The organism is Ralstonia mannitolilytica (assembly GCF_000954135.1).
GTDB lineage: Bacteria > Pseudomonadota > Gammaproteobacteria > Burkholderiales > Burkholderiaceae > Ralstonia > Ralstonia mannitolilytica.
Genome location: NZ_CP010799.1, coordinates 2,232,960 through 2,254,391 on the forward strand (window position 1 = coordinate 2,232,960; position 21,432 = coordinate 2,254,391).

The 21,432-nt window shown below is 63.6% G+C and carries 22 protein-coding genes, 1 tRNA gene and 2 pseudogenes; 16 read left to right on the top strand and 9 right to left on the bottom strand.

Going from position 1 to position 21,432, the window contains the following annotated elements:
* Positions 1 to 150 precede the first annotated feature (150 nt).
* Positions 151 to 1,971 (top strand): translational GTPase TypA, encoded by a 1,821-nt coding sequence (typA, locus tag TK49_RS10615; protein WP_045786658.1) that lies wholly within the window; start codon positions 151 to 153, stop codon positions 1,969 to 1,971.
* A 56-nt stretch (positions 1,972 to 2,027) separates the two neighbouring features.
* On the opposite strand, the gene TK49_RS10620 is transcribed toward typA, so the two are convergent.
* Positions 2,028 to 2,942 (bottom strand): sterol desaturase family protein, encoded by a 915-nt coding sequence (locus TK49_RS10620; RefSeq protein ID WP_045786659.1) that lies wholly within the window; start codon positions 2,940 to 2,942, stop codon positions 2,028 to 2,030.
* Between the two features lie 148 nt (positions 2,943 to 3,090).
* On the opposite strand from TK49_RS10620, the gene TK49_RS10625 reads away from it, so the two are divergent.
* The 3 genes from TK49_RS10625 (at position 3,091) to TK49_RS10635 (ending at position 5,439) form a co-directional block, all read left to right on the top strand.
* Positions 3,091 to 4,200 carry an enoyl-CoA hydratase/isomerase family protein gene (locus TK49_RS10625; protein ID WP_045786660.1) on the top strand — a complete coding sequence of 370 codons (1,110 nt, stop codon included), beginning with the start codon at positions 3,091 to 3,093 and terminating at the stop codon, positions 4,198 to 4,200.
* Between the two features lie 42 nt (positions 4,201 to 4,242).
* Positions 4,243 to 5,277 carry a tRNA dihydrouridine(20/20a) synthase DusA gene (gene dusA / locus TK49_RS10630; protein ID WP_082076306.1) on the top strand — a complete coding sequence of 345 codons (1,035 nt, stop codon included), beginning with the start codon at positions 4,243 to 4,245 and terminating at the stop codon, positions 5,275 to 5,277.
* A gap of 86 nt (positions 5,278 to 5,363) precedes the next feature.
* Positions 5,364 to 5,439: transfer RNA gene (locus TK49_RS10635), tRNA-His, on the top strand.
* A 393-nt stretch (positions 5,440 to 5,832) separates the two neighbouring features.
* On the opposite strand, the pseudogene TK49_RS10640 reads toward TK49_RS10635, so the two are convergent.
* Positions 5,833 to 6,090 (bottom strand): annotated as a pseudogene (locus TK49_RS10640) (4-hydroxylaminobenzoate lyase); the annotation flags it as partial.
* Here TK49_RS10640 and TK49_RS24945 point away from each other — a divergent pair.
* A pseudogene (locus TK49_RS24945) lies at positions 6,088 to 6,192 on the top strand (SDR family oxidoreductase); the annotation flags it as partial. The pseudogenes TK49_RS10640 and TK49_RS24945 sit on opposite strands and share 3 nt — an antisense overlap.
* A gap of 140 nt (positions 6,193 to 6,332) precedes the next feature.
* Here TK49_RS24945 and TK49_RS10645 read toward each other — a convergent pair.
* Positions 6,333 to 6,725 (bottom strand): nuclear transport factor 2 family protein, encoded by a 393-nt coding sequence (locus TK49_RS10645; protein WP_045786662.1) that lies wholly within the window; start codon positions 6,723 to 6,725, stop codon positions 6,333 to 6,335.
* A gap of 134 nt (positions 6,726 to 6,859) precedes the next feature.
* Between TK49_RS10645 and TK49_RS10650 the strand changes: the two genes are divergently transcribed.
* Together TK49_RS10650 and TK49_RS10655 are read left to right on the top strand one after the other, a co-directional pair.
* The gene (locus tag TK49_RS10650; protein ID WP_045786663.1) at positions 6,860 to 8,590 is read left to right on the top strand and encodes a dipeptidase; all 1,731 of its coding nucleotides are present in this window, start codon (positions 6,860 to 6,862) and stop codon (positions 8,588 to 8,590) included.
* Between the two features lie 16 nt (positions 8,591 to 8,606).
* Positions 8,607 to 8,918, top strand: coding sequence for a cupin domain-containing protein (locus TK49_RS10655; protein ID WP_045786664.1), 312 nt, complete (start codon positions 8,607 to 8,609; stop codon positions 8,916 to 8,918).
* Between the two features lie 309 nt (positions 8,919 to 9,227).
* On the opposite strand, the gene TK49_RS10660 is transcribed toward TK49_RS10655, so the two are convergent.
* Together TK49_RS10660 and lexA are read right to left on the bottom strand one after the other, a co-directional pair.
* A complete protein-coding gene (locus TK49_RS10660; RefSeq protein WP_045786665.1) occupies positions 9,228 to 9,413 on the bottom strand; it encodes a hypothetical protein in 186 nt (61 codons plus the stop codon).
* Between the two features lie 136 nt (positions 9,414 to 9,549).
* Positions 9,550 to 10,203 (bottom strand): transcriptional repressor LexA, encoded by a 654-nt coding sequence (gene lexA, locus TK49_RS10665; RefSeq protein ID WP_045786666.1) that lies wholly within the window; start codon positions 10,201 to 10,203, stop codon positions 9,550 to 9,552.
* 243 nt (positions 10,204 to 10,446) lie between these two features.
* Between lexA and TK49_RS10670 the strand changes: the two genes are divergently transcribed.
* The 9 genes from TK49_RS10670 (at position 10,447) to TK49_RS10710 (ending at position 17,288) form a co-directional block, all read left to right on the top strand.
* Positions 10,447 to 11,223, top strand: coding sequence for a ferredoxin--NADP reductase (locus TK49_RS10670; protein WP_045787844.1), 777 nt, complete (start codon positions 10,447 to 10,449; stop codon positions 11,221 to 11,223).
* Positions 11,224 to 11,362: 139 nt separating this feature from the next.
* Positions 11,363 to 12,355 carry an asparaginase gene (locus TK49_RS10675; protein ID WP_045786667.1) on the top strand — a complete coding sequence of 331 codons (993 nt, stop codon included), beginning with the start codon at positions 11,363 to 11,365 and terminating at the stop codon, positions 12,353 to 12,355.
* A 93-nt stretch (positions 12,356 to 12,448) separates the two neighbouring features.
* Positions 12,449 to 12,817, top strand: coding sequence for a 30S ribosomal protein S6 (gene rpsF / locus TK49_RS10680; RefSeq protein ID WP_045786668.1), 369 nt, complete (start codon positions 12,449 to 12,451; stop codon positions 12,815 to 12,817).
* Between the two features lie 41 nt (positions 12,818 to 12,858).
* Positions 12,859 to 13,185: a primosomal replication protein N gene (priB, locus tag TK49_RS10685; protein ID WP_045786669.1), complete on the top strand. Its 327-nt coding sequence runs from the start codon at positions 12,859 to 12,861 to the stop codon at positions 13,183 to 13,185.
* Between the two features lie 12 nt (positions 13,186 to 13,197).
* The gene (gene rpsR, locus TK49_RS10690; protein WP_180964250.1) at positions 13,198 to 13,476 is read left to right on the top strand and encodes a 30S ribosomal protein S18; all 279 of its coding nucleotides are present in this window, start codon (positions 13,198 to 13,200) and stop codon (positions 13,474 to 13,476) included.
* Between the two features lie 24 nt (positions 13,477 to 13,500).
* Positions 13,501 to 13,953, top strand: a complete 453-nt coding sequence (gene rplI / locus TK49_RS10695) for a 50S ribosomal protein L9 (RefSeq protein WP_045786671.1) — start codon at positions 13,501 to 13,503, stop codon at positions 13,951 to 13,953.
* Between the two features lie 142 nt (positions 13,954 to 14,095).
* Positions 14,096 to 15,487 carry a replicative DNA helicase gene (locus TK49_RS10700; RefSeq protein ID WP_045786672.1) on the top strand — a complete coding sequence of 464 codons (1,392 nt, stop codon included), beginning with the start codon at positions 14,096 to 14,098 and terminating at the stop codon, positions 15,485 to 15,487.
* Between the two features lie 149 nt (positions 15,488 to 15,636).
* Positions 15,637 to 16,263 (top strand): DUF47 domain-containing protein, encoded by a 627-nt coding sequence (locus tag TK49_RS10705; RefSeq protein WP_045786673.1) that lies wholly within the window; start codon positions 15,637 to 15,639, stop codon positions 16,261 to 16,263.
* A 14-nt stretch (positions 16,264 to 16,277) separates the two neighbouring features.
* Complete coding sequence (locus TK49_RS10710; RefSeq protein ID WP_045786674.1) at positions 16,278 to 17,288, top strand: inorganic phosphate transporter; 1,011 nt, start codon at positions 16,278 to 16,280, stop codon at positions 17,286 to 17,288.
* 69 nt (positions 17,289 to 17,357) lie between these two features.
* Here TK49_RS10710 and TK49_RS10715 read toward each other — a convergent pair whose 3' ends face one another.
* From TK49_RS10715 to TK49_RS10730, 4 genes are all read right to left on the bottom strand, one after another.
* Positions 17,358 to 18,107, bottom strand: coding sequence for a C40 family peptidase (locus TK49_RS10715; RefSeq protein ID WP_045786675.1), 750 nt, complete (start codon positions 18,105 to 18,107; stop codon positions 17,358 to 17,360).
* Between the two features lie 141 nt (positions 18,108 to 18,248).
* Positions 18,249 to 18,674: a hypothetical protein gene (locus tag TK49_RS10720; RefSeq protein WP_045786676.1), complete on the bottom strand. Its 426-nt coding sequence runs from the start codon at positions 18,672 to 18,674 to the stop codon at positions 18,249 to 18,251.
* Between the two features lie 119 nt (positions 18,675 to 18,793).
* On the bottom strand, positions 18,794 to 20,512 hold the full coding sequence (locus TK49_RS10725) for a PhoH family protein (protein ID WP_045786677.1): 1,719 nt from the start codon (positions 20,510 to 20,512) through the stop codon (positions 18,794 to 18,796).
* Between the two features lie 438 nt (positions 20,513 to 20,950).
* On the bottom strand, positions 20,951 to 21,415 hold the full coding sequence (locus TK49_RS10730) for a peroxiredoxin (protein WP_045786678.1): 465 nt from the start codon (positions 21,413 to 21,415) through the stop codon (positions 20,951 to 20,953).
* Positions 21,416 to 21,432 lie beyond the last annotated feature (17 nt).

Consider the following 21,432-nt stretch of genomic DNA (forward strand, 5'->3'; position numbering starts at 1 on the left):
TAATAAGTGAGCGAAACGTCTCTCGGGCAACATCGGCTCATAGATTCATCAGGGGGTGTCACGTCTTGCGCATTGCAGCATGCTAGAATGTCAGGTTATTCCGCGAGCGAATTTCCGGGCTCGCGCCACGTCTTTTCGAGTTCACATCCCATGCGCGCGCTTCGCAACATCGCCATCATTGCCCACGTTGACCACGGCAAAACCACGCTGGTCGACCAGCTCCTCCGCCAGTCCGGTACGTTCCGCGAGAACGAGCAGATCGCCGAGCGCGTGATGGACTCCAACGACATCGAAAAAGAGCGCGGCATCACGATCCTGGCCAAGAACTGCGCGGTCGAGTACAACGGCACGCACATCAACATCGTCGACACCCCGGGCCACGCGGACTTCGGTGGCGAGGTCGAGCGCGTGCTGTCGATGGTCGATGGCGTGCTGCTGCTGGTCGACGCCGTGGAGGGGCCGATGCCGCAGACGCGTTTCGTGACGCGCAAGGCCCTGGCCCTGGGCCTGAAGCCGATCGTCGTGATCAACAAGGTCGACCGCCCGGGCGCGCGTCCGGAGTGGGTCATCAACCAGACCTTCGACCTGTTCGACAAGCTCGGCGCGAACGACGACCAGCTCGACTTCCCGGTCGTGTACGCCTCGGGCCTGAACGGCTATGCCGGCCTGACCGAAGACGTGCGCAGCGGCGACATGAAGCCGCTGTTCGAGACCATCCTCGAGAAGGTGCCGCAGCGCGACGACGATCCGAACGGCCCGTTCCAGCTGCAGATCATCTCGCTCGATTATTCGAGCTATGTCGGCAAGATCGGCGTGGGCCGCATCACGCGCGGCCGTGTGCGCCCGCTGCAGGATGTGGTGGTCAAGTTCGGCCCGGAAGGTGCGCCGATCAAGGGCCGCATCAACCAGGTGCTGAAGTTCCGTGGCCTGGAGCGCGAGATCGTGCCTGAAGCCGAAGCCGGCGACATCGTGCTGATCAACGGCATTGAAGACATCGGGATCGGCTGCACGGTGTGCGCACCCGAAGCACCGGACGCGCTGCCGATGCTGAAGGTAGACGAGCCGACCCTCACGATGAATTTCTGCGTGAACACCTCGCCGCTGGCCGGCCGCGAAGGCAAGTTCGTGACGAGCCGCCAGTTGCGCGATCGTCTGGAGCGCGAACTCAAGTCCAACGTCGCGCTGCGCGTGAAGGAGACGGGCGACGACACGGTCTTCGAAGTGTCCGGCCGTGGCGAACTGCACCTGACCATCCTGCTGGAAAACATGCGTCGCGAGGGCTACGAGCTTGCCGTGTCGCGCCCGCGCGTGGTGTTCAAGGAAATCGACGGTGTGAAGTGCGAGCCGTTCGAGCTGCTGACCGTGGACGTTGAAGACGCGCACCAGGGCGGCGTGATGGAAGAGCTCGGCCGACGCAAGGGCGAAATGCTGAACATGGAATCCGACGGCAAGGGCCGCACGCGCCTGGAATACCGCATTCCGGCACGCGGCCTGATCGGGTTCCAGGGCGAATTCCTGACGCTTACGCGCGGCACCGGCCTGATGAGCCACATCTTTGACGAGTACGCACCGGTCCGCGAAGGCGGCGTCGGCGAGCGCCACAACGGTGTGCTGATCTCGCAGGACGACGGTGCTGCGGTGGCGTACGCACTGTGGAAGCTGCAGGACCGCGGCCGCATGTTCGTGTCGCCCGGCGACGCGTTGTACGAAGGCATGATCATCGGTATCCACAGCCGCGACAACGACCTCGTCGTCAACCCGATCAAGGGCAAGCAGCTGACCAACGTGCGCGCCTCCGGCACTGACGAAGCCGTGCGCCTGGTGCCACCGATCCAGATGTCACTGGAATACGCGGTCGAATTCATCGCCGACGACGAGCTGGTCGAGATCACGCCGAAGAGCATCCGCCTGCGCAAGCGCCACCTGAAGGAGCATGAGCGCAAGCGTGCTGCGCGCGAAGAAGCGGCCTGATCGTCAGTCGATCTGGCAAGAAAAACGCCCCGGAACCCGGGGCGTTTTTTATTGCGCTAGGAATGCGAATCGGCGGTCGGCAATATCGCCGTGGGCTGGCTGCGCGGGCTGCGCCACTCGGGCGGCTTCCACAGGTAGCGGATGTCCCGATCGCGGAACACATCGGCCCACATGTCGCGCCACTCGTGAAAGGTCAGGGTGATCGGGTTGTGCGTATGGACCTGTCGGGTAATGCCGAAGGCGGGCGGCTCTTCCTCTGGGACGAAGCTGCCGAACATGCGGTCCCAGATCGTCAGCACGCCGGCGTAGTTGCGGTCGATGTACTGCGGGTTCTTGGCGTGGTGCACGCGATGCACCGACGGCGTATTGACGTACTGCCCCAGTCGGCGCCAGAAGCCGGCGTAGCGCGAATCAAGGGCGCCCAGCCGTGTATGCACGAAGAACTGGAACGCCAGGTTCAGCCCCACGGCGAGGATCACCCAATCGGGCGTGAAGCCGATCCATGCGAGCGGAATCCAGAACAGCCACATGCCTGAAATCGGATACGTCAGGCTCTGGCGGAATGCCGTCGAGAAGTTCATCCCTTCCGACGAGTGGTGCGTCACGTGCGAGGCCCACATCCATCGCACGCGGTGGCTCGCGCGGTGGAAGAAGTAGTACAGGAAATCCTGCAGCAGCAGAAGCAGCACGAACGACCACCACGTCTCGGGCACGGCGCGCAGGCCATGGCTGTAGGTCCACACATACACCGTCTTGATCATCAGCCACAGGAAAAACGCGTCAGACGCCTGGTGCATGAGCGCGAGGCTGGCGTTTGAAATGGTGTCCTTGAGGCTGTAGACGGAGGGATCGCGCTTGCGCCAATACCACGCCTCCGCGCCGATGGTCAGCAGAAAGGCGGGGGCAAACGCCAGCAGGATCAGGCCGGGGTCGAAACCGGACGCGCCGGGGGCGCCATTGGCAGGGTTCATGGGATTGTTGTGATGTGTGTTGTCTCCAACCGGCAGGTATACGCCCAACAGATTCGTCGGAAAAGAGGGGCCGTTAGAGCGTTCCCTCGCAATCGGGCATGCTCGTGTACAGTGCGTCCCGTTATTCCCAAAACAGAACACGAGAGACATGGAATCCACCGTTTCCCAGGCGCCCCAGTCCGATGTGCAACCGAACGTGATCGCCGAAGTCCGCGGCGGCATCGGCTGGCTGACGCTGAACCGGCCGCAGGCGCTCAATGCGCTGTCGCTGGAGATGATCCGCGCGATGTCGCACGCGCTGCTGGCCTGGCAGCATGATCCCGAAGTCCATGCCGTCATCCTGCGCGGCGAGGGCGGCAAGGCGCTGTGCGCCGGGGGTGACATCCGCTTCTTCCACCGCGCCGCCACGGCCGGCGACCCCCAACTCGTCACCTTCTTTACCGAGGAATACCGCCTCAACCACCTCATCTTCCGCTATGCCAAGCCCTATATCGCGCTGATGGACGGCGTGGTGATGGGCGGCGGCATGGGCATCTCGCAGGGGGCCTCGCTGCGCGTGGTCACCGAGCGAACGAAGATGGCCATGCCGGAAACCAACATCGGGCTGTTCCCTGACGTGGGTGGCGGATGGTTCCTGGCGCGCGTGCCGGGCAGCGTGGGCGAATACCTGGGCGTGACGGGGCAGGTGATCCAGGCGTCCGATGCGCTGTCGATCGGCTTGGCCGACTGCCACGTGCCGGCCGGGACGCTTGCGAGCGTCGTGCAGCGCCTGCGCGACGGCAACTGGACGAGCGCAGGCGAGGTCGCAGCGTGTTTTACCGACGTCGCCACCGAGGCGGACGTCGCCCACGCGGTCATCGTGCCCCATCGCGAAGCGATCGACACGTGCTTCAGCCAGGGCACCGTCAAAGCCATCCTGGCCGCGCTGGCCGCCAGCCCCGATGCTGAATGGGCTGCGCAGACGGCCGCCCACATGGCCAAGCGCTCGCCGCTGATGATGGCCGTGACACTGGAGTTGATCCGCCGGGGCCGCCATACCACGCTGGCCGACGAACTGCGCCGCGAGCTCGACATGATGACTCACGTGTTTGCCGAAGGCGATGGCGTGGAAGGCATCCGCGCGTTGGCCGTCGACAAGGACCACTCGCCCAAGTGGAAGCACGCCAGCATCGACAGCGTGCGCGACGACGAAGTCGCGGCGTTCTTCGTCTCGCCGTGGCGGCGCGAGGCGCATCCCTTGTTGGGGCTGTCGGACTAGAACCGGTAAACTGCGCGCCTGAGTTGAAACGCTGATCTTGTTGTGACTGCTGAACGCCCTGAGTTGAACCCGCGCCGACTGTCCGTCGCTCCGATGATGGACTGGACCGATCGCCATTGCCGCTATTTCCACCGCCAGATCTCAAAGCACACCTGGCTCTATACGGAAATGGTGACCACCGGCGCGCTGCTCCACGGTGATGTGCCGCGCCACCTCGATTTCGACGAGGCGGAGCACCCCGTGGCGCTGCAGCTCGGCGGCAGCGAGCCGGACGACCTCGCTCAGGCCGCCCGCCTCGGCCAGCAGTGGGGCTACAAGGAGATCAACCTCAACTGCGGATGCCCGTCCGAGCGGGTGCAGCGCGGCGCGTTCGGTGCGTGCCTGATGGCCGAGCCCAAGCTCGTTGCCGAGGGCGTGAAGGCGATGCGCGATGCGGTGTCGATACCGGTCACGGTCAAGCACCGCATCGGCATCGATGCGATCGAGACGTACGACTTCGTGCGCGACTTCGTCGGCACGGTCGCCGAAGCCGGCTGCGAGACCTTCATCGTCCACGCGCGCAATGCCATCCTCAAGGGACTGAGCCCGAAGGAGAACCGCGAGATCCCGCCGCTGCGCTACGAGGTCGTCTACCAGCTCAAGCGCGACTTCCCGCACCTGGAAATCCTGCTCAACGGCGGCGTGCAGACGCTGGAGCAGATCGACGCGCATCTCGCGCAGGTCGACGGCGTGATGATCGGCCGCGAGGCGTATCACCATCCGTACCTCATGGCCGCGTTCGATGCGCGCTACTACGGCGCCGATACCGAAGCGCTCACGCGCGCCGATGTCGAAGACGCCATGATTGCCTACGTCGGCCGCTGGGTGCAGCGGGGTGGCTATGCCGGCGCAGCGGTGCGGCACATGCTCGGCCTGTACCGCGGTGTGGCCGGTGCGCGCGGCTGGCGGCGCGTGCTGTCGGATGCCAAGGCGCTCGGCCGCGTGAAGACGCTGGCCGATGCCCACGCGCTGTTCGATGAGGCGCGCAGCCATCTGCGGCGCGGGGCGGAGTCCGGCGAAGGGGCGGTTGCCGCATAAATTGCGCCACCCCCTAGTCATGCCTGGAGAATGTTTGTATAATCGCGTTTTTCGCCGGTCAGTCAGTTCTGGCGGATTAGACGACGGTGGCTGTAGCTCAGTTGGTAGAGTCCCAGATTGTGATTCTGGTCGTCGTGGGTTCGAGTCCCATCAGCCACCCCACCGAATTTCCTGAAGAAACAGCGCCTTATACAAGGCGCTGTTTTTCTTTATGGGCCGCGAACCCGTGAAATATTCCCGCCATGGGAATAGAGCATCGGCGAGCCTCCTGATTGTCCCCTTCCTGTTGTGGTCGCCGAAGCGATTCCGGAATAGCCGGTGCGACAGGGTCATTTCGCAGTTCCGGCGCGAGCGCCAGCCAGCCGTTGTCGATACCGTCGTGAAAGTGCGAGCGTGGAGGCCCGAAAGCGCTGGTGCTTGTGTCCAGCCGCGAGCGAGGGCGACCGGAAAGCGGATAGGTCCCGAGCCACTGTAGAGCGGCCTCCGGCCACGACGCGCGACGTCTGGCACATGCTACGCGCGCGTCGGTGTTTGACTCAGCCAACCGGCGGTTTGCACGACGAGATTGAACTCGCCATAAGGATGCGAGTGGTAGTCACCCCGGAACGCGCCTTCCGGGTTGCGCTGCGTGTTGCCGGTGCGGTTCATCAGCACGGCGGTCACGCTGAAGAAGAGTGTTTCCTCAGCGGGCGAAACGAGCCTTGCGCGGCGATATTTCGGGCCGGCTATTTCAACGTTGGCCGCCCAGCCTTCTTCCACGCCCAGCTTGATGGGGCGCGCAAGGTTCTTGTACAACGGGCTGTCGACGCCGTGGTCGCGGCCGTGGCATTTCTTTTGTCAGAGGATGCCGGCTTTATCGCTCGCCAGACGTTGTTCGTTGACGGTGGCGCGTCGGTGGGCAAGGCGGCATTCTGATCGACCGACTGCGGGCCACTTCAAGGCTTGGGGCGGCCACGCGTCGTACGGCAACTGGTGTGAAAGTTTCGACGCCACAGTCGGTTGAACTCTGCCGGTGATGCACCGAAAAAAAGCCCGCGTTTGCGTGCCGCGTGCCTCTAGACGTCGGCGACCACCGTGCCCTGGTGGTAGACCGCCTGCCATCCATCCTGCGTACGCCGCCACAGCGTCGCCCGCCGTGTGGTGCGGTTCGACTGCACCAGCGTGTACGTCAGCAAGTAGTTGTCCGGCGCAATCTCCTGGCAGCGGAAATCGCGCGTCTGCCAGAAGTCCTCACCGATGTGCCCGTGCCGGGCATCGAGCACGCCTAGCACATAGCTGCGGCTGTAGCGTTGCCCAGAGGCACCGACCTCCCAGAAGTCTTCGGTCGTCATGCGCTCGAAATCTTCGCGACGCGTACCGAACTCCGGGCGGTGGAAGATGGGCTCGCGCCGCCGCAGGTCTTCGAGCACGTGGCGCAGCTCGGGGGCGGTATCCAGAGACGGTTCCATGCAGGCCTCCTGGGAAAGCGTCAAGCATAACGATAACGCGCGCGGGCCCCGGCCGGTGTTTTTCGCGCTGCACAATGCATGCCGTGCGCTTCGCCCCTATGATGGCGCCTTCGCCTTTTCCAGAAACCGTTTCGATGCAACGTCCTGCCCGTATTGGCCTGTCTGCCCTGACCATCGCGCTGTCCCTCACGTTCGGCGCCGGGGCCTTGGCCGCCACGCTTCAGAAGCCGCAACTCGATGCGTTGCTCGCCGCCCAGCAATCCAAGGCGTCGGCCGACCTGAACAGCTTCCTCGCCGCGGCCGCCAAGGCTGATCCGCAAGTGGCGGGCAGCGTGGCCGCGTACCAGAAGAAGGCGCCGCTCTCTGGCGACGACCTCGTCAACATCGGCCGGCTTCTCGGCCTTTACAACCGCCTGCACAACCAGCAGGCGGTGATCGGCACGATCGAGAAGATGGTCGCCCTGCCGACGGTGCGCGACGACAAGATCCCGCAGCACGAGAACCCTGCCATCGTCGCATTCGGCAAGCTGGTCGAAGGCATGGCGCAGGACTTCGGCCTGAAGTATCGCAACGTCGACAACCGCGTGTTCGAGGTGACGCTGCCCGGCACGGGCTCCGACGAATTCGGCATCCTCACGCACGCCGACGTCGTGCCCGCCAAGGCGGAGGAGTGGGTGCTCGGCGACGGCACCAAGCTCGACCCGTTCAAGGTCACGCGTGTCGGCAACCTGCTGTACGGCCGCGGCACGATTGACGACAAGGGTTCGATTGCCGCCGCGCTCTATGCCATGAAGACCGTCAAGGACAGCGGCGTACCGCTGGCCCGCACCATTCGCCTGATGATCGAAACCACCGAGGAAACCGGCGGCGACGGCATGAAGTACTACCGTGAGCGCACGCAACTGCCCGCGTACAACATCGTCCTCGACAGCAAGTACCCGGCCGTGGTGGCTGAAAAGGGCTCGGGCGCGCTGAAGGTCGGATTCCCCGCGCAGGCCGGAGATGCCTCGCGCACGGCCATCGTTTCGATGTCGGGCGCAGCGTCGGCCAACTCCGTTCCGCAGACGGCCACCGCCACGCTCAAGGGCGGCGATCTCGGTGCGATCGTCGCGGCGCTAGAAGCCAAGCGCGACGCGTTCGTCAGCGGCCTGGCCGCCCAGGGCAAGTTCTCCATCGACATCACGCGCAATGCGGATGCCGTTGTGGTGAAGGTCACCGGAGCGTCGGCTCACGGCTCGCGTCCGGAAGAGGGCGTCAACCCGCTGCCGCGCCTGGCGTTGTTCCTCAATTCAGGCGATCTCGGCCTGGCCGACAACGCGTATGCCCACGCGGTGCGCTACATCATCGATCTCTACGGGACCGATTACCTCGGCAGCACCATGGGCGTGGCCTACAAGGACGACTTCATGGGCCCGCTCACCATCTCGCCCAACGTGATCGGCGACAAGAACGGCCGCGTTGAGGTCGTCGCCAACGTACGCATGCCGCGCGGCAAGACGCCCGATGCGCTACGCGGCGAGATTGCCGGCAAGATCAACGCCTGGGCCAGTGCCAACCACATCGCGCTTGAAATCACGCACGACCAGGGCAACTGGATGGCGCGCGACCCGAAGGGCGCATGGCTGGCGACGCTGCTCAACATCTATGGCGACACCACCGGCCTCGACGCCAAGCCCGTGCCGACGGCGGGCAGCACCACCGCCAAGCTGATGCCGAATGCCATCAACTTCGGTCCGGCCATGCCGGGCAAGAAGTACACCGCGCACAACGCCAACGAGTACAAGGAAGTGCCGGACCTGGACCTCGACATGCAGATGTTTACCGAGATGCTCGTGCGTATCGGCAACCTGCAGTCGATGCAGTAAGCACCGGCCGATCGCCATGAAGATCATCCGCGCCAAGTCATTCACCGCCGATCGCGCCTGGGGCGCGCTGGACATCGCCAACATGGGTGGCATCACCACGCGCCTGCATTGGACGGATCAGCCTTACCGCTGGCACGTGAACGACGGGGAGGAGGTCTTCGTGGTGCTCGACGGCACCGTCGACATGCATTACCGGGAGGCCGGCAAGGAGAAGGTCGCTACGCTGGCCGTCGGCGACATCTTCTTTGCCGGCGTCGGATGCGAGCACGTCGCACATCCGCGCGGCGCGGCGCGGATCCTCGTCGTGGAAACTGCCGGTAGCGTCTAGCCGCGGGCAAAAAAAAGCCCGCAGTCAGCGGGCTTCGAATTCAGCGATCTCAATTGCCCCTGAGGGCACTGGCAATACTACTGTCACCCACGCCAAACAAAATCCGGGTAAACGTCTGTTTTGCTGACGGAACATCCGCGAATGTGGCGCTGCGGCAACACGCGGCCTGAAAAAACAGCCCGCTCAAAGGGCGGGCCGAAAATCAGTTGAAGAAAGCCCTGTCCTCAGGGCACGGCCAGTGTATGAAATCAGTTGCGGCGGCAGCATTGGGATATGCCCTGATCGGCTGCCAAGGCGGGATTCCATCGCTCAGTAACCTTCAGCGCCCGCTGCGCGCGAAGCTGCCGGAATGGCATCCAGCATGCGGCAGATGGCGGCCATGCTGCCTACCATCGTGCGGCGCTGTTCCCCTTGATAGATACGCACGCCCTGGGTTTGGCGAAAGGGCACCGGATGCACCGGGCGGCGGCGGGAGGACATCGATCCGAGTCGCATGGCAGACCTCGTGAGTTCGGGTGGAAAGCGGGCGGCAAAACTCCGCCTTGGCGAGCCAGGGGCTCACCTGCGGGGTTGAGAGGAACAACGGAGAATGTGGGCGCCGAAGTTCAGGTCGCGACGTGCGCCCGTCGGGTTACGGGGCGGCAGGCCGGATCAGACCGACCGCCAAGCCCTCCAGGTGGAATTCGTCACGATCCAGGTCGACGTGGATCGGTTCGAAATCCGGGTTCTCGGCAATCAGTTCGACATGGCGGCCTTTGCGCTGGAAGCGCTTGACCGTGACATCGTCGCCCAGCCGGGCAACGACGATCTTGCCGTTGGCGGCTTCCGTGGCGCGCTGTACCGCCAGCAGGTCGCCATCCAGGATGCCCGCGTCGCGCATGCTCATGCCGCGCACCTTGAGCAGGAAATCCGGCTGGGCGGAAAACAGCGACGGGTCAACCTGATATTGCCGGTCGATATGCTCGGCCGCCAGGATCGGGCTGCCGGCGGCCACGCGGCCGACCAGTGGAAGCGTCAGCTGCATCAGGCCCATCGACGGCAATGAAAACTGGTGCTGGCCGGCCTCGTCGCCCGCCGTGCGCAGGCGGATGCCGCGCGATGCGCCGGGCGTGAGTTCGATCACCCCCTTGCGCGCCAGCGCCCGCAGGTGTTCTTCTGCCGCGTTGGGCGACGAGAAGCCGAACTCCGCGGCGATCTCGGCGCGTGTAGGCGGAAAGCCGGTGCGCTGGATCGTCTGGCGGATCAAGTCGAAAATCTGCTGCTGGCGGGCGGTGAGGGTGGCCATCGGTGCACTGTATATCTGAACAGGTGCTGTGATTTTATACAGTGGCGTGGGAAGCGCAAGTGATTTCGTTGAAACATGTTGCGCGAGTGCGGAAGCGCGCCTGATCCAGGTCAAAACCTGTGCCGCCAGTTAGAAGCTTATGCGCAATCCATGCAGGCGCGGCGGCGGAGAATCGCATAAAATCAAGGCCTTGACCGATTTTTGCACCGCCGTAGAGCCTCATTGGCCGGCCCGAACGTCACCATGTCCGCTTTCAATCAAGAGACCGTTCTGAGCGTCCACCACTGGAACGACTCGCTGTTCAGCTTCAAGACCACGCGCGACCAGGCACTGCGCTTCCATAACGGACACTTCGTCATGCTCGGGCTGGAAGTCGAGGGCAAGCCGCTGATGCGGGCGTACAGCATCGCCAGCCCGAACTACGAAGAGCATCTCGAGTTCTTCAGCATCAAGGTGCCGAACGGCCCGCTGACTTCCCGCCTGCAACACCTGAAGGTGGGCGACAAGGTGCTCGTCAGCAAGAAGCCGGTCGGCACGCTCGTGCTGGACGATCTGCTGCCCGGCAAGCACCTGTACCTGTTCGGCACCGGCACGGGTCTGGCGCCGTTCATGAGCATCATCCAGGATCCGGAAACCTACGAGCGCTTCGAAAAGGTCGTGCTGCTGCACGGCGTGCGCCAGGTGAGCGAACTGGCCTATGCCGACTTCATCACCAGCGAACTGCCGAACAACGAGTTCTTTGGCGACCAGGTACGCGAAAAACTGATCTACTACCCGACCGTCACGCGCGAGCCGTTCCGCAACATGGGCCGCCTGACCGATCTGGCCGACAGCGGCAAGCTCTCGGCGGACATCGGGCTGCCGCCGCTTGATCCTGCCGTGGACCGTGCCATGATCTGCGGCAGCCCCGCCATGCTCGAAGACACCTGCAAGCTCCTCGATGCGCGCGGCTTCAAGATTTCGCCGCGCATGGGCGAAGCAGGCGACTACGTGATCGAGCGCGCCTTCGTCGAAAAGTAAGCTGCGTGTTTCACGTGCAGACGCCGGCCTGAGTGCCGGCGTTTTCTTTTGGCCGCCCTCGCCGAGGGCAATCCCCCGTCAACAAGGGCGTGACGGACAGATACAATGCGCGGCTTGCCCACCACGCATGTCCGCAACGATGTCCCTGCCTACCATTGCCATCCTCGCCACCGGCGGCACAATCGCCGGTTCCGCTGACGACGCTGGCTCTGCCGCACGCTACCGCGCTGGCGCTGTCCCCATCGACCAACTGCTGGCCGCGAGCAAGCTCGGCCTAGAGCGCATTGCCAACATACGTGCCGAGCAGGTCGCCCAGATCGACAGCAAGGATGTGTCGTTCGACGTGTGGGAGAAGCTTGTCTCGCGCATCCGGCACTGGATCGACGTCGAACGGGTGGACGGCGTGGTCGTCACGCATGGCACCGATACGCTCGAAGAAACCGCGATGCTGCTGCACCTGACGCAGCAGACCGATACGCCCATCGTCATGACAGCCGCGATGCGGCCTTCGACTTCGCTCTCCGCTGACGGTCCGTTGAATCTGCTCAATGCGGTGCGGCTGGCGGCCAGTCCCGCCGCGCGTGGGCAAGGTGTGCTGGTGGCGCTCAACCAGCGCGTGCACGCCGCGCGGGATGTGCAGAAGGGGCACACGTACGCGGTGGAGGCCTTCGTTTCGCCCGACATGGGCCCACTGGGCTTCGTGCTCGATTCGCACGTGCAGTTTCAGCGGTCTGCGCGCCCGCTTGCCGCCACCGATGTCTTGCCGATGCCGCCTGCCGGCCAGTGGCCGTGGGTGGAGGTGGTTGCCAGCTACGCCCAACCCGATGCGCGCCTGGTCGATGGGCTGGTCGCCGCCGGCGTGAAGGGCATCGTGGTTGCTGCAACGGGCGCGGGTTCCATCCACGCGAACCTCGAAGCGGCGCTCAACCGGGCCAGCCAGCAGGGCGTGTTCGTTGTTCGGTCGACGCGCACCGGCGCAGGCGTGGTGCCAGCGCAGCCCGACGGAAAGGGCTGGGCGTCGAGCGGTTCGCTCAATCCGTACAAGGCACGTGTGCTGCTCGCGTTGCTTCTGGCCTCGGGCCGCATCGGGCAAGAAGCAGGCGCCCTGCAGCAAGTCATTGATCGATATTGAAAAAATCCGCCGAGTCTGCGTATAATGGCAGGCTATTCAACCTTGCCGCACCGGAGTGTGACGCCCGGGCGGCTTTATCCATAAGGAGCGTCAATGCGTCATTACGAAATCGTCTTCATCGTCCATCCGGACCAGAGCGAGCAAGTGCCCGCGATGATCGAGCGCTACAAGAGCACGGTCACCGCGCAGGGCGGTCAAGTGCATCGCGTCGAGGATTGGGGCCGTCGTCAACTGGCCTACATGATCCAGAAACTCGCCAAGGCTCACTACGTGTGCATGAACATCGAATGCGGCAAGGAAACCCTGGCCGAGCTCGAGCACGCATTCAAGTTCAACGACGCCGTGCTGCGTCACCTCATCGTCCAGACCAAGAAGGCTGAGACGGCTCCGTCGCCGATGATGAAGGAAGTGCAGCGCGAAGAGGCCAAGAAGGCCGCCGCTCAAACTGAACAGGCCGCCTGATGTCGCGCGGTGCGGCGTGATCTAGATCGCGCACCGCGGCCATGGACGGAATCCAGGGGAATAGCGTCATCAACCGTCTGCAACTCGTCGCCACGCTGGTCGAGCGCGAGGTCATGCGGTACACCCCGGCCGGCGTTCCCATCGTCAATTGCCTGCTGAGCTATAGCGGGCCGGCGGTGGAGGCGCAGACAGTGCGGCAGATCGAGTTTTCGATCGAAGCGCTGGCGGCCGGCAAGGTGGCTTCCGTTGTCGATCGCATTGCACCAGGCACTGTCCTGGATTGCGTCGGATTCCTGGCCCGCAAGCACCGCAGCAGCAAGACACTGGTCTTTCACATCTCCGGATGTAACGTATTCGTAAAGGATTGAATCATGGCATTCATGAACAAGAAGCAGCGCGACGCGAAGAACAAGAAGCGCTTCCAGCAGCAAAACCCGCTGTTCAAGCGCAAGAAGTTCTGCCGCTTCACGGTGGCAGGCGTTGAGCAGATCGACTACAAGGATGTCGAAACGCTGAAGGACTTCATCGGCGAGAACGGCAAGATCACCCCGGCCCGCCTGACCGGCACGCGCGCTCACTACCAGCGCCAGCTCGACACGGCCATCAAGCGCGCGCGTTTCCTTGCGCTGATGCCGTACAGCGATCAGCACAAGAAGTAATCGGCGGGACAAGGAGAACAAACGATGCAAGTCATTCTGCTGGAAAAGGTCATCAACCTTGGCAACCTGGGCGACGTGGTGCGCGTGAAGGACGGTTACGCCCGTAACTTCCTGATCCCGCAAAAGCAGGCCCGCCGTGCTACCGAAGCTGCCATCAAGGAATTCGAAGCCCGCCGCGCCGAGCTGGAAAAGCTGGCTGCTGAAAAGCTGGCCGCCGCACAAGCCGAAGGTGAGAAGCTCAACGGCCTGACGCTGCAACTGTCGCAAAAGGCAGGTGTGGATGGTCGCCTCTTCGGTTCCGTCACCAACCACGACATCGCCGAGGCGCTGAACGCGCAAGGCTTCAAGGTCGAGAAGGGTCAAGTGCGTCTGCCGAACGGTCCGCTGAAGACCGTTGGCGATCACCCGGTCGTTGTGTCGCTGCACACCGATGTGGCAGTCGATGTGACCGTGTCGGTGCTGGGCGAGGCTGTCTAAGCACGTACGCTGTACCTCGTGACGGCCGGGTAACTGGCTGGCGCGAGTCAAGAAGGCAGGGACGAAAGTCTCTGCCTTTTTTTGTTGTCTTTTGTATCGAGGGTTCAGATTGAAGACCGAGCAGCGCCGCTATAATCCCGCCATGAATGCGCCCTCCGATCCCCAGCTCGATTCCCTCAAGGTGCCTCCGCATTCCATCGAGGCCGAACAGTCGGTACTCGGCGGGTTGCTGCTGGATAACGCCGCATGGGATCGCATTGCCGATTTCATCAACGAGCACGATTTCTACCGCTACGACCACCGGCTGATCTTTCACCACATCGGCAAGCTGATCTCGCAGGCCAAGCCGGCCGACGTAATCACCGTGTACGAGCAGCTGCAGGCCGCGGGCAAGGCGGAAGAGGTAGGCGGCCTGGCGTACCTGAATGCACTGGCGCAGAACACGCCGAGTGCCGCCAACATCCGTCGCTATGCCGAGATCGTCCGCGACCGCGGCGTGCTGCGCCAGCTGGTGACGATTGCCGACGAGATTTCCGCGGGCGCCTTCAATCCGCAGGGCCGCGATGTGCGCCAACTGCTGGACGAGGCCGAATCGAAGGTCTTTGCGATTGCCGAAGAAGGTGCACGGGGGCAGAAGGGCTTTCTTGAAATCCAGCCGCTGCTTACGCAGGTCGTCGAGCGCATCGACGAGCTGTATCACCGCGACAATCAGAACGACATCACCGGTGTGCCGACGGGGTTCGTCGACCTGGACCGCATGACCAGCGGCATGCAGCCGGGCGACCTCATCATCGTCGCGGGCCGGCCGTCGATGGGTAAGACCGCGTTCTCGCTCAACATCGGCGAACACGTTGCCGTGGAGCAGGGCTTGCCCGTCGCGGTGTTCTCGATGGAAATGGCCGGCACGCAGCTCGCCATGCGGATGCTGGGTTCGGTCGGCCGGCTGGATCAGCACCGTCTGCGCACGGGGCGCCTGCTGGACGAAGACTGGCCGCGCCTGACGCACGCCATCCAGAAGATGAACGATGCTCAGCTCTTCATCGACGAAACGCCAGCGCTCAACCCGATGGAGTTGCGCGCGCGTTCGCGCCGGCTGGCACGGCAGTGCGGCCAGCTCGGCTTGATCATCATCGATTACCTGCAACTGATGTCGGGCTCAGGCGGCGGTGGCGAAAACCGCGCGACGGAAATCTCCGAAATTTCCCGTTCGCTCAAGGGCTTGGCCAAGGAACTCAATTGCCCGGTGATTGCGCTGTCGCAGCTGAACCGAAGCCTGGAACAGCGTCCCAACAAGCGTCCGGTGATGTCGGACTTGCGTGAATCCGGCGCCATCGAACAGGATGCCGACGTGATCCTGTTCATCTATCGTGACCAGGTGTACAACCCCGATTCACCGGACAAGGGCACGGCGGAAATCATTATCGGCAAGCAGCGTAACGGCCCGATCGGTACCGTTCGGCTGACCTTCCTGGGTGAATACACGAAGTTCGACAACTTCACCGGAGGCAATGCCTTCTTTGACAACGACACGTAAGCTGCCGGACGTGTCGGCCTGCCACAACGTGCCGCGCGTGGCACGCGGCTGGCTCCGGTAAAATATTGCGTTTTGATGACAGCGCCAGCGGCGATCCCGACTGGCGCTGTTTCTACGACTCCTGCGTTTTTCCGTTTCCAAGGATCATCATGTTCGGTCGCTTCATGCCCACCGAAGGCAAGTTTTTCGAATACTTCAACCAGCACGCAGAGTGCGCCGTCAAGGCGGCCCACGCGCTCAAGGAGTTGGTCAACGACTTGCCCAATGCCGAAATGCATGCGCGCAATGTGCAGAACTTTGAGAAGAAGGCCGACCGCATCACGCATGACACGGTGGAACTGCTGCACAAGACGTTCATTACGCCGCTGGACCGCGACGAGATCCATAAGCTGATCACCACCATGGACGACATCCTCGACCTGATGGAGGACGTGTCGCTCACGATCTCGCTGTACGACGTGACCAACGTGACGGATGAAGCCCGCCAGCTCGCGGGCATCTGCGTGGCGTGCTGCGAGGAAGTCCGCAAGGCGGTGGCGCTGCTCAGCGACATGAACAACGGCCGCCAGATCCTGACCATCGCGCAGGAGATCGATCGGCTCGAGTCGGAGGCCGACCGCGTGATGCGTGCCGCCATGGCCAAGCTGTTCCGCACAGAAAGCGACATCAAGCTGCTCATCAAGCTCAAGGCCATCTATGAGCAGCTGGAGAGCATCACCGACTGTTGCGAGGATGTCGCCAACATCATCGAAGGCATCGTGCTCGAAAACGCCTGACGAGACGACGCCTCATGCATACGCTTCAGATCAGTCTCTGGGTGGTCGTCCTGCTGGTGGCGCTGGCCATCGTGTTCGACTTCATGAACGGCTTTCACGATGCCGCCAACTCTATCGCCACGGTGGTCTCGACGGGCGTGCTCAAGCCGCAGCAGGCAGTGGCCATGGCCGCCGCGTGCAACGTGATCGCCATTTTCATCTTCCACCTTAAGGTGGCGAGCACCGTCGGGCGGGACACCATCGACCCGGCGATCGTGGATCACTACGTCATTTTTGGCGCGCTTGTGGGCGCCATCGTGTGGAACATCATCACGTGGTATTACGGCATTCCGTCGAGCTCGTCGCACGCGCTGATCGGCGGGCTGGTCGGGTCGGCCGTGGCCAAGGCCGGCACGGGTTCCCTGGTCGCAAGCGGGCTGCTCAAGACGGTCGCGTTCATCCTCATTTCGCCGCTGCTGGGTTTCATCCTCGGCTCGCTGTTGATGGTGGCGGTGTCATGGCTATTCTTCCGAACGCCGCCGTCCAAGGTGGACCGGTGGTTCCGGCGCCTGCAGTTGCTGTCGGCGTCGCTGTACAGCCTCGGCCATGGCGGTAACGACGCGCAGAAGACCATCGGCATCATTTGGATGCTGCTCATTGCCGGCGGTTATGCATCGGCGACGACGCACGAGCCGCCGATCTGGGTGATCGTCTGCTGCTACGTGGCGATCGGCCTGGGTACGCTGCTCGGCGGCTGGCGCATCGTGCGCACGATGGGTCAGAAAATCACCAAGCTCAAGCCGGTAGGGGGGTTCTGCGCTGAAACCGGTGGTGCGCTGACGCTGTTCTTCGCCTCCGCGCTGGGCGTGCCGGTATCGACGACGCATACCATCACGGGTGCGATCGTCGGTGTGGGCGCGGCGCAGAAGGCGTCGGCCGTGCGCTGGGGCGTGGCAGGCAACATCGTGTGGGCATGGATCCTGACGATCCCCGCCTCGGCGTTCATGGCTGCGATCGCCTGGTGGATCGGCAAGCACGTCTTGTAAGCGGGTCTGCAGCACCCCAACGAAACGCCCACCAGACGGTGGGCGTTTTGCATGGAAGCCAGCGATTCGTTATTGGGTTGCGAACCGCGCGATGGGGTCGTCGTCGACGGCGGGTGTCGCAGCGGCGGGGGCACGGGTGGACATCAAGCTGTCCGCTTGTGCGCTGCGTGCGCGGGCCAGGGCGCCGAGCGGGTCTTCCTCGACTGGCCGCACTGGGGCCGGCGCAGGGCTGGGCGTGACAGTCGGAGCGGGGGCCGGGATATCGGGCAGGTTGCCTGCCGCCACCACACGGCGAGCCCCCGCGTAGCGGCTCGCCCAGTAGGACTTCGTCATGTCTTCGAGACGCACCGTGCCGCCCGTGGCCGGCGCGTGGACAAACCGGTTCTGCCCGACATAGATGCCGACGTGCGAGTTCGGCTGGCCGGTCGTATTGAAGAAGACGAGATCCCCCGAGGCGACCTCACTGCGGTCCAGCGGCGTGCCGCGCCGGCCCATCTCGGCGGCGGTGCGGGGCAACGTCACCGAGGCCGCGCGTTGCACCACGTAGCGCACGAGTCCACTGCAATCGAAGCCGCTATCGGGTGTGTTGCCGCCGTAGCGGTACGGCGTGCCTACCAAGGCCATCGCCTCGATGGAGATTTCCTCCAGGCCGGCACTCGGGTCCTGGATAGGCGCGCCGCGCGTGCGCAACCCCATGTCGCGCGAGGCGGTGGGGCGGGAGGGCGTCGACGAACAGGCAGAGAGCAGGCACGTCAGCGCCAGCAGGGCGGCGCCCGCCAGTCGAAGATTGCCTGAGTGAAAACCGTGCCGCGTCAGCATGCGCCGTCAGAAAAGTCCGGATAGGTCGCATGCTATGCGTGCGGCGTCGGAAAGCCAAACGGCGTGTTGGCGAGGCGCAACGCCAAGCGGGGTGCGGCTCGCAGGATTCTGGCCCGATGGCGTCGCGCTTTGCGGGAAGCTTTACCAGCGCAGCTGGACGTTGCGCGTACTGCCGGTCTGCACGGTTGCGCGCTTGGTGGTGCCTTCGTATGTGGCGATGACGTTGTAGCTGGCCGGCGGGGCCTTGATCAGGCAGCGCGGTCCATCGGCGCGGAAGCTTGCAACCTCCTTGCCGTGCCGCGTGAGTTTCACGTCGACGTCGGCAAGGTACTCGCCGCGCGGCCCCTGCGTGAAGAGCAGGGACAGGTTGTAATTGCGTGCCTCGGCATTCAACGCCTGCTGTTCATCCTGTGCAACGCCGCCACAGACATAGCTGATCTGGCCAGCCGTTTGCGGGGTCTGGCTGCCGGCAAGCGCAACGGACGCGCCGGCGGACAGCATCATCGCCAGCGCCGCCGAGGTCAGGGTGAAGTGCGATCGGTTGTGCGGATTTCGCTGCATGGGCATCGTGGGCCTCCGTCAAAAGAAAGGAGTGACCTAGACGCTGCAGCAAGAAAAGGGCCGCGCACATGCGCGGCCCCTTGGCACAACGGTTTGCGGCGGACAGATTCGCCGTGTGGTGACGGTTACAGCACGTCAGTGGCGTGATCGGCCAGTCGCGAGCGCTCGCCGCGCGCGAGCGTGATGTGCCCGCTATGGCTCCATCCCTTGAAGCGATCGACCACGTAGGTCAGGCCCGACGAACCTTCGGTCAGATACGGCGTGTCGATCTGCGCAATGTTCCCTAGGCACACGATCTTGGTGCCCGGGCCCGCGCGGGTGACCAGCGTCTTCATCTGCTTGGGCGTCAGATTCTGCGCCTCGTCGATGATCAGGAACTTGTTGACGAACGTGCGGCCGCGCATGAAGTTCATGCTCTTGACCTTGATCCGCGAACGGATCAGTTCCTGCGTGGCTGCGCGACCCCATTCACCGGCGTTGTCGTCCGACTTCTGCAGCACTTCGAGGTTGTCGTCGAAGGCGCCCATCCACGGCTGCATCTTCTCTTCCTCCGTGCCGGGCAGGAAGCCGATGTCTTCGCCCACGGGCACGGTGGCGCGCGTGATGATGATCTCGTTGTAAAGCTTCTGGTCCAGCACCTGCTCGAGGCCCGCGGCCAGGGCCAGCAGCGTCTTGCCGGTACCCGCCTGGCCAAGCAGCGACACGAAATCGACTTCCGGGTGCATCAGCAGGTTCAGCGCGAAGTTCTGCTCGCGATTGCGCGCCGTCACCCCCCAGACGTTGTTTTTCTGATGCGTGAAATCCTTGAGCGTCTGCAGCACGGCGGTCTTGCCGTTGAGCTCCTTGACCTGTGCATACAGGGGCAGGCTGCCGTCGTTGGGCTCCAGGTACACGAACTGGTTGACCAGGAACGAGGGCACGAGCGGGCCCGACAGGCGATAGAACGTGGTGCCGGTCTTCGGGTCCTGCCAGCTCTCGATGTTCTTGCCGTGCTTCTGCCAGAAATCGGCGGGCAAGGCCATGACACCGCTGTAAAGCAGGTCGGTGTCTTCCAGCACGCGGTCGTTGAAATAATCCTCTGCCGGCAGGCCAAGCGCGCGCGCCTTGATCCGCATGTTGATGTCCTTGGACACCAGCACGACGTTGCGGTCGGGGCGCTGCTGCTGCAGCGCGGCCACCACGCCCAGGATCTGGTTGTCGGCCTTGCCTTGCGGCAGACCGTCGGGCAGCTTGATGTCGTTCAGGCGTGTCTGGAAGAACAGGCGCCCCTGCGCATCGCGGTTGCCGAGCTTGGCCAGCGGCAGACCGTCGTCCATCACGCCGTCCGTGCCGGCCACGAGCTGGTCGAGCGTGCGGCTGACCGTCCGGGCGTTGCGCGCCACTTCGCTCATGCCCTTCTTGTGGTTGTCGAGCTCTTCCAGCGTCATCATCGGCAGATAGACGTCGTGCTCTTCGAAGCGGAACAGCGAGGTGGGGTCGTGCATCAGCACGTTGGTGTCGAGCACGAACAGCTTGGTCGGCCCTTCATCGCGGCGGGTGCGGCGGCGCACGGCGGTTTCGGCCGAATCGCCCGTGGCGCTGACCTTGTCGACCGCCTTGGCAAGAATGCCGGCATGTTCGCGCGACTCTTCCTTTGCCATGGGCGATGCCTCGCCGGAACGCGCGCGGGTCACGTTGCGTTTGGGCTGCGCACGGCCGGTTTCCGACAAGGCTTCGCGTTCGAGTGCGGGCACCGGTTTTCGAGGTTCCTGACCCGCCTTGGGCTTTCCGGCTTTGCCGAAAGGCTTGAATTCAGCCGGGTCAAGCAACTGGGCTGGCTGGGTGGGCATGGTCGGCAGCGGCATGCTTCGATTACCTCTCTGGGTGGAACAGCGACAAAACACCACGCCCGTTGATCACGGCGCGATGCTGGCGGGAAACGTGGGAGGGGATGCGGGAGCGCCGCGCGAATGACGGCCACAAAAAAGCCGCCATGACCTGCGAGAGGTGGGGCGGCCTGGATGAACGCCACAACAGGCTGCACGTTTCAGACGTTCTCCCAAGTCTGGCTGCCGGGAAAAACGCTGAAGCGGTATCCGGCCAACTTGGCCGCCGGTACCGTCGTGGGCTATCGGAATGGCATCCGGATTTCGTACTCATCGGTTCCGACTGTATCGGAACCCTTTGTGATTTGCAATCTGTCACATGTGACGTCCGGTGTGGAGGCGACAGCGCGAATGGATGAAACAGTGTGGCGAAAGGCAAGCGGGGCGTGCGCTGCCCGGCGCTTGCCGCAGCGCCTTTTACAGGGCGCGTACCGCCGTCAGCACATCTTCCACATGGTTGGGCACCCTAACCCCGCGCCATTCCTGGCGCAGCACGCCCTTGGCGTCGATCAGGAAGGTGCTGCGCTCGATGCCGCGCACATCTTTGCCGTACATCTTCTTCATCTTGATGGTGTCGAAGAGATGGCATACGGCTTCATCGGCGTCGGAGATCAATTCAAACGGCAGTTCCAGCTTGGCCTTGAAGTTCTCATGCGACTTCAGGCTGTCGCGAGAGATGCCAAACACCACGGCGCCTGCGGCTTCGAACAACTCGTACTGGTCGCGGAAGTTCATCGCCTCGGTCGTGCAGCCGGGCGTATTGTCCTTCGGATAGAAATACAGCACGACGATCTTGCCGCGCTGCGAAGCCGGCGAGAAGGTGACGCCGCTGGTCGCGGGCGCGGAGAAATCGGGAAGGGGCTTGTCGAGGGAGACGGGCATGGTGTGATCCGGAAAAC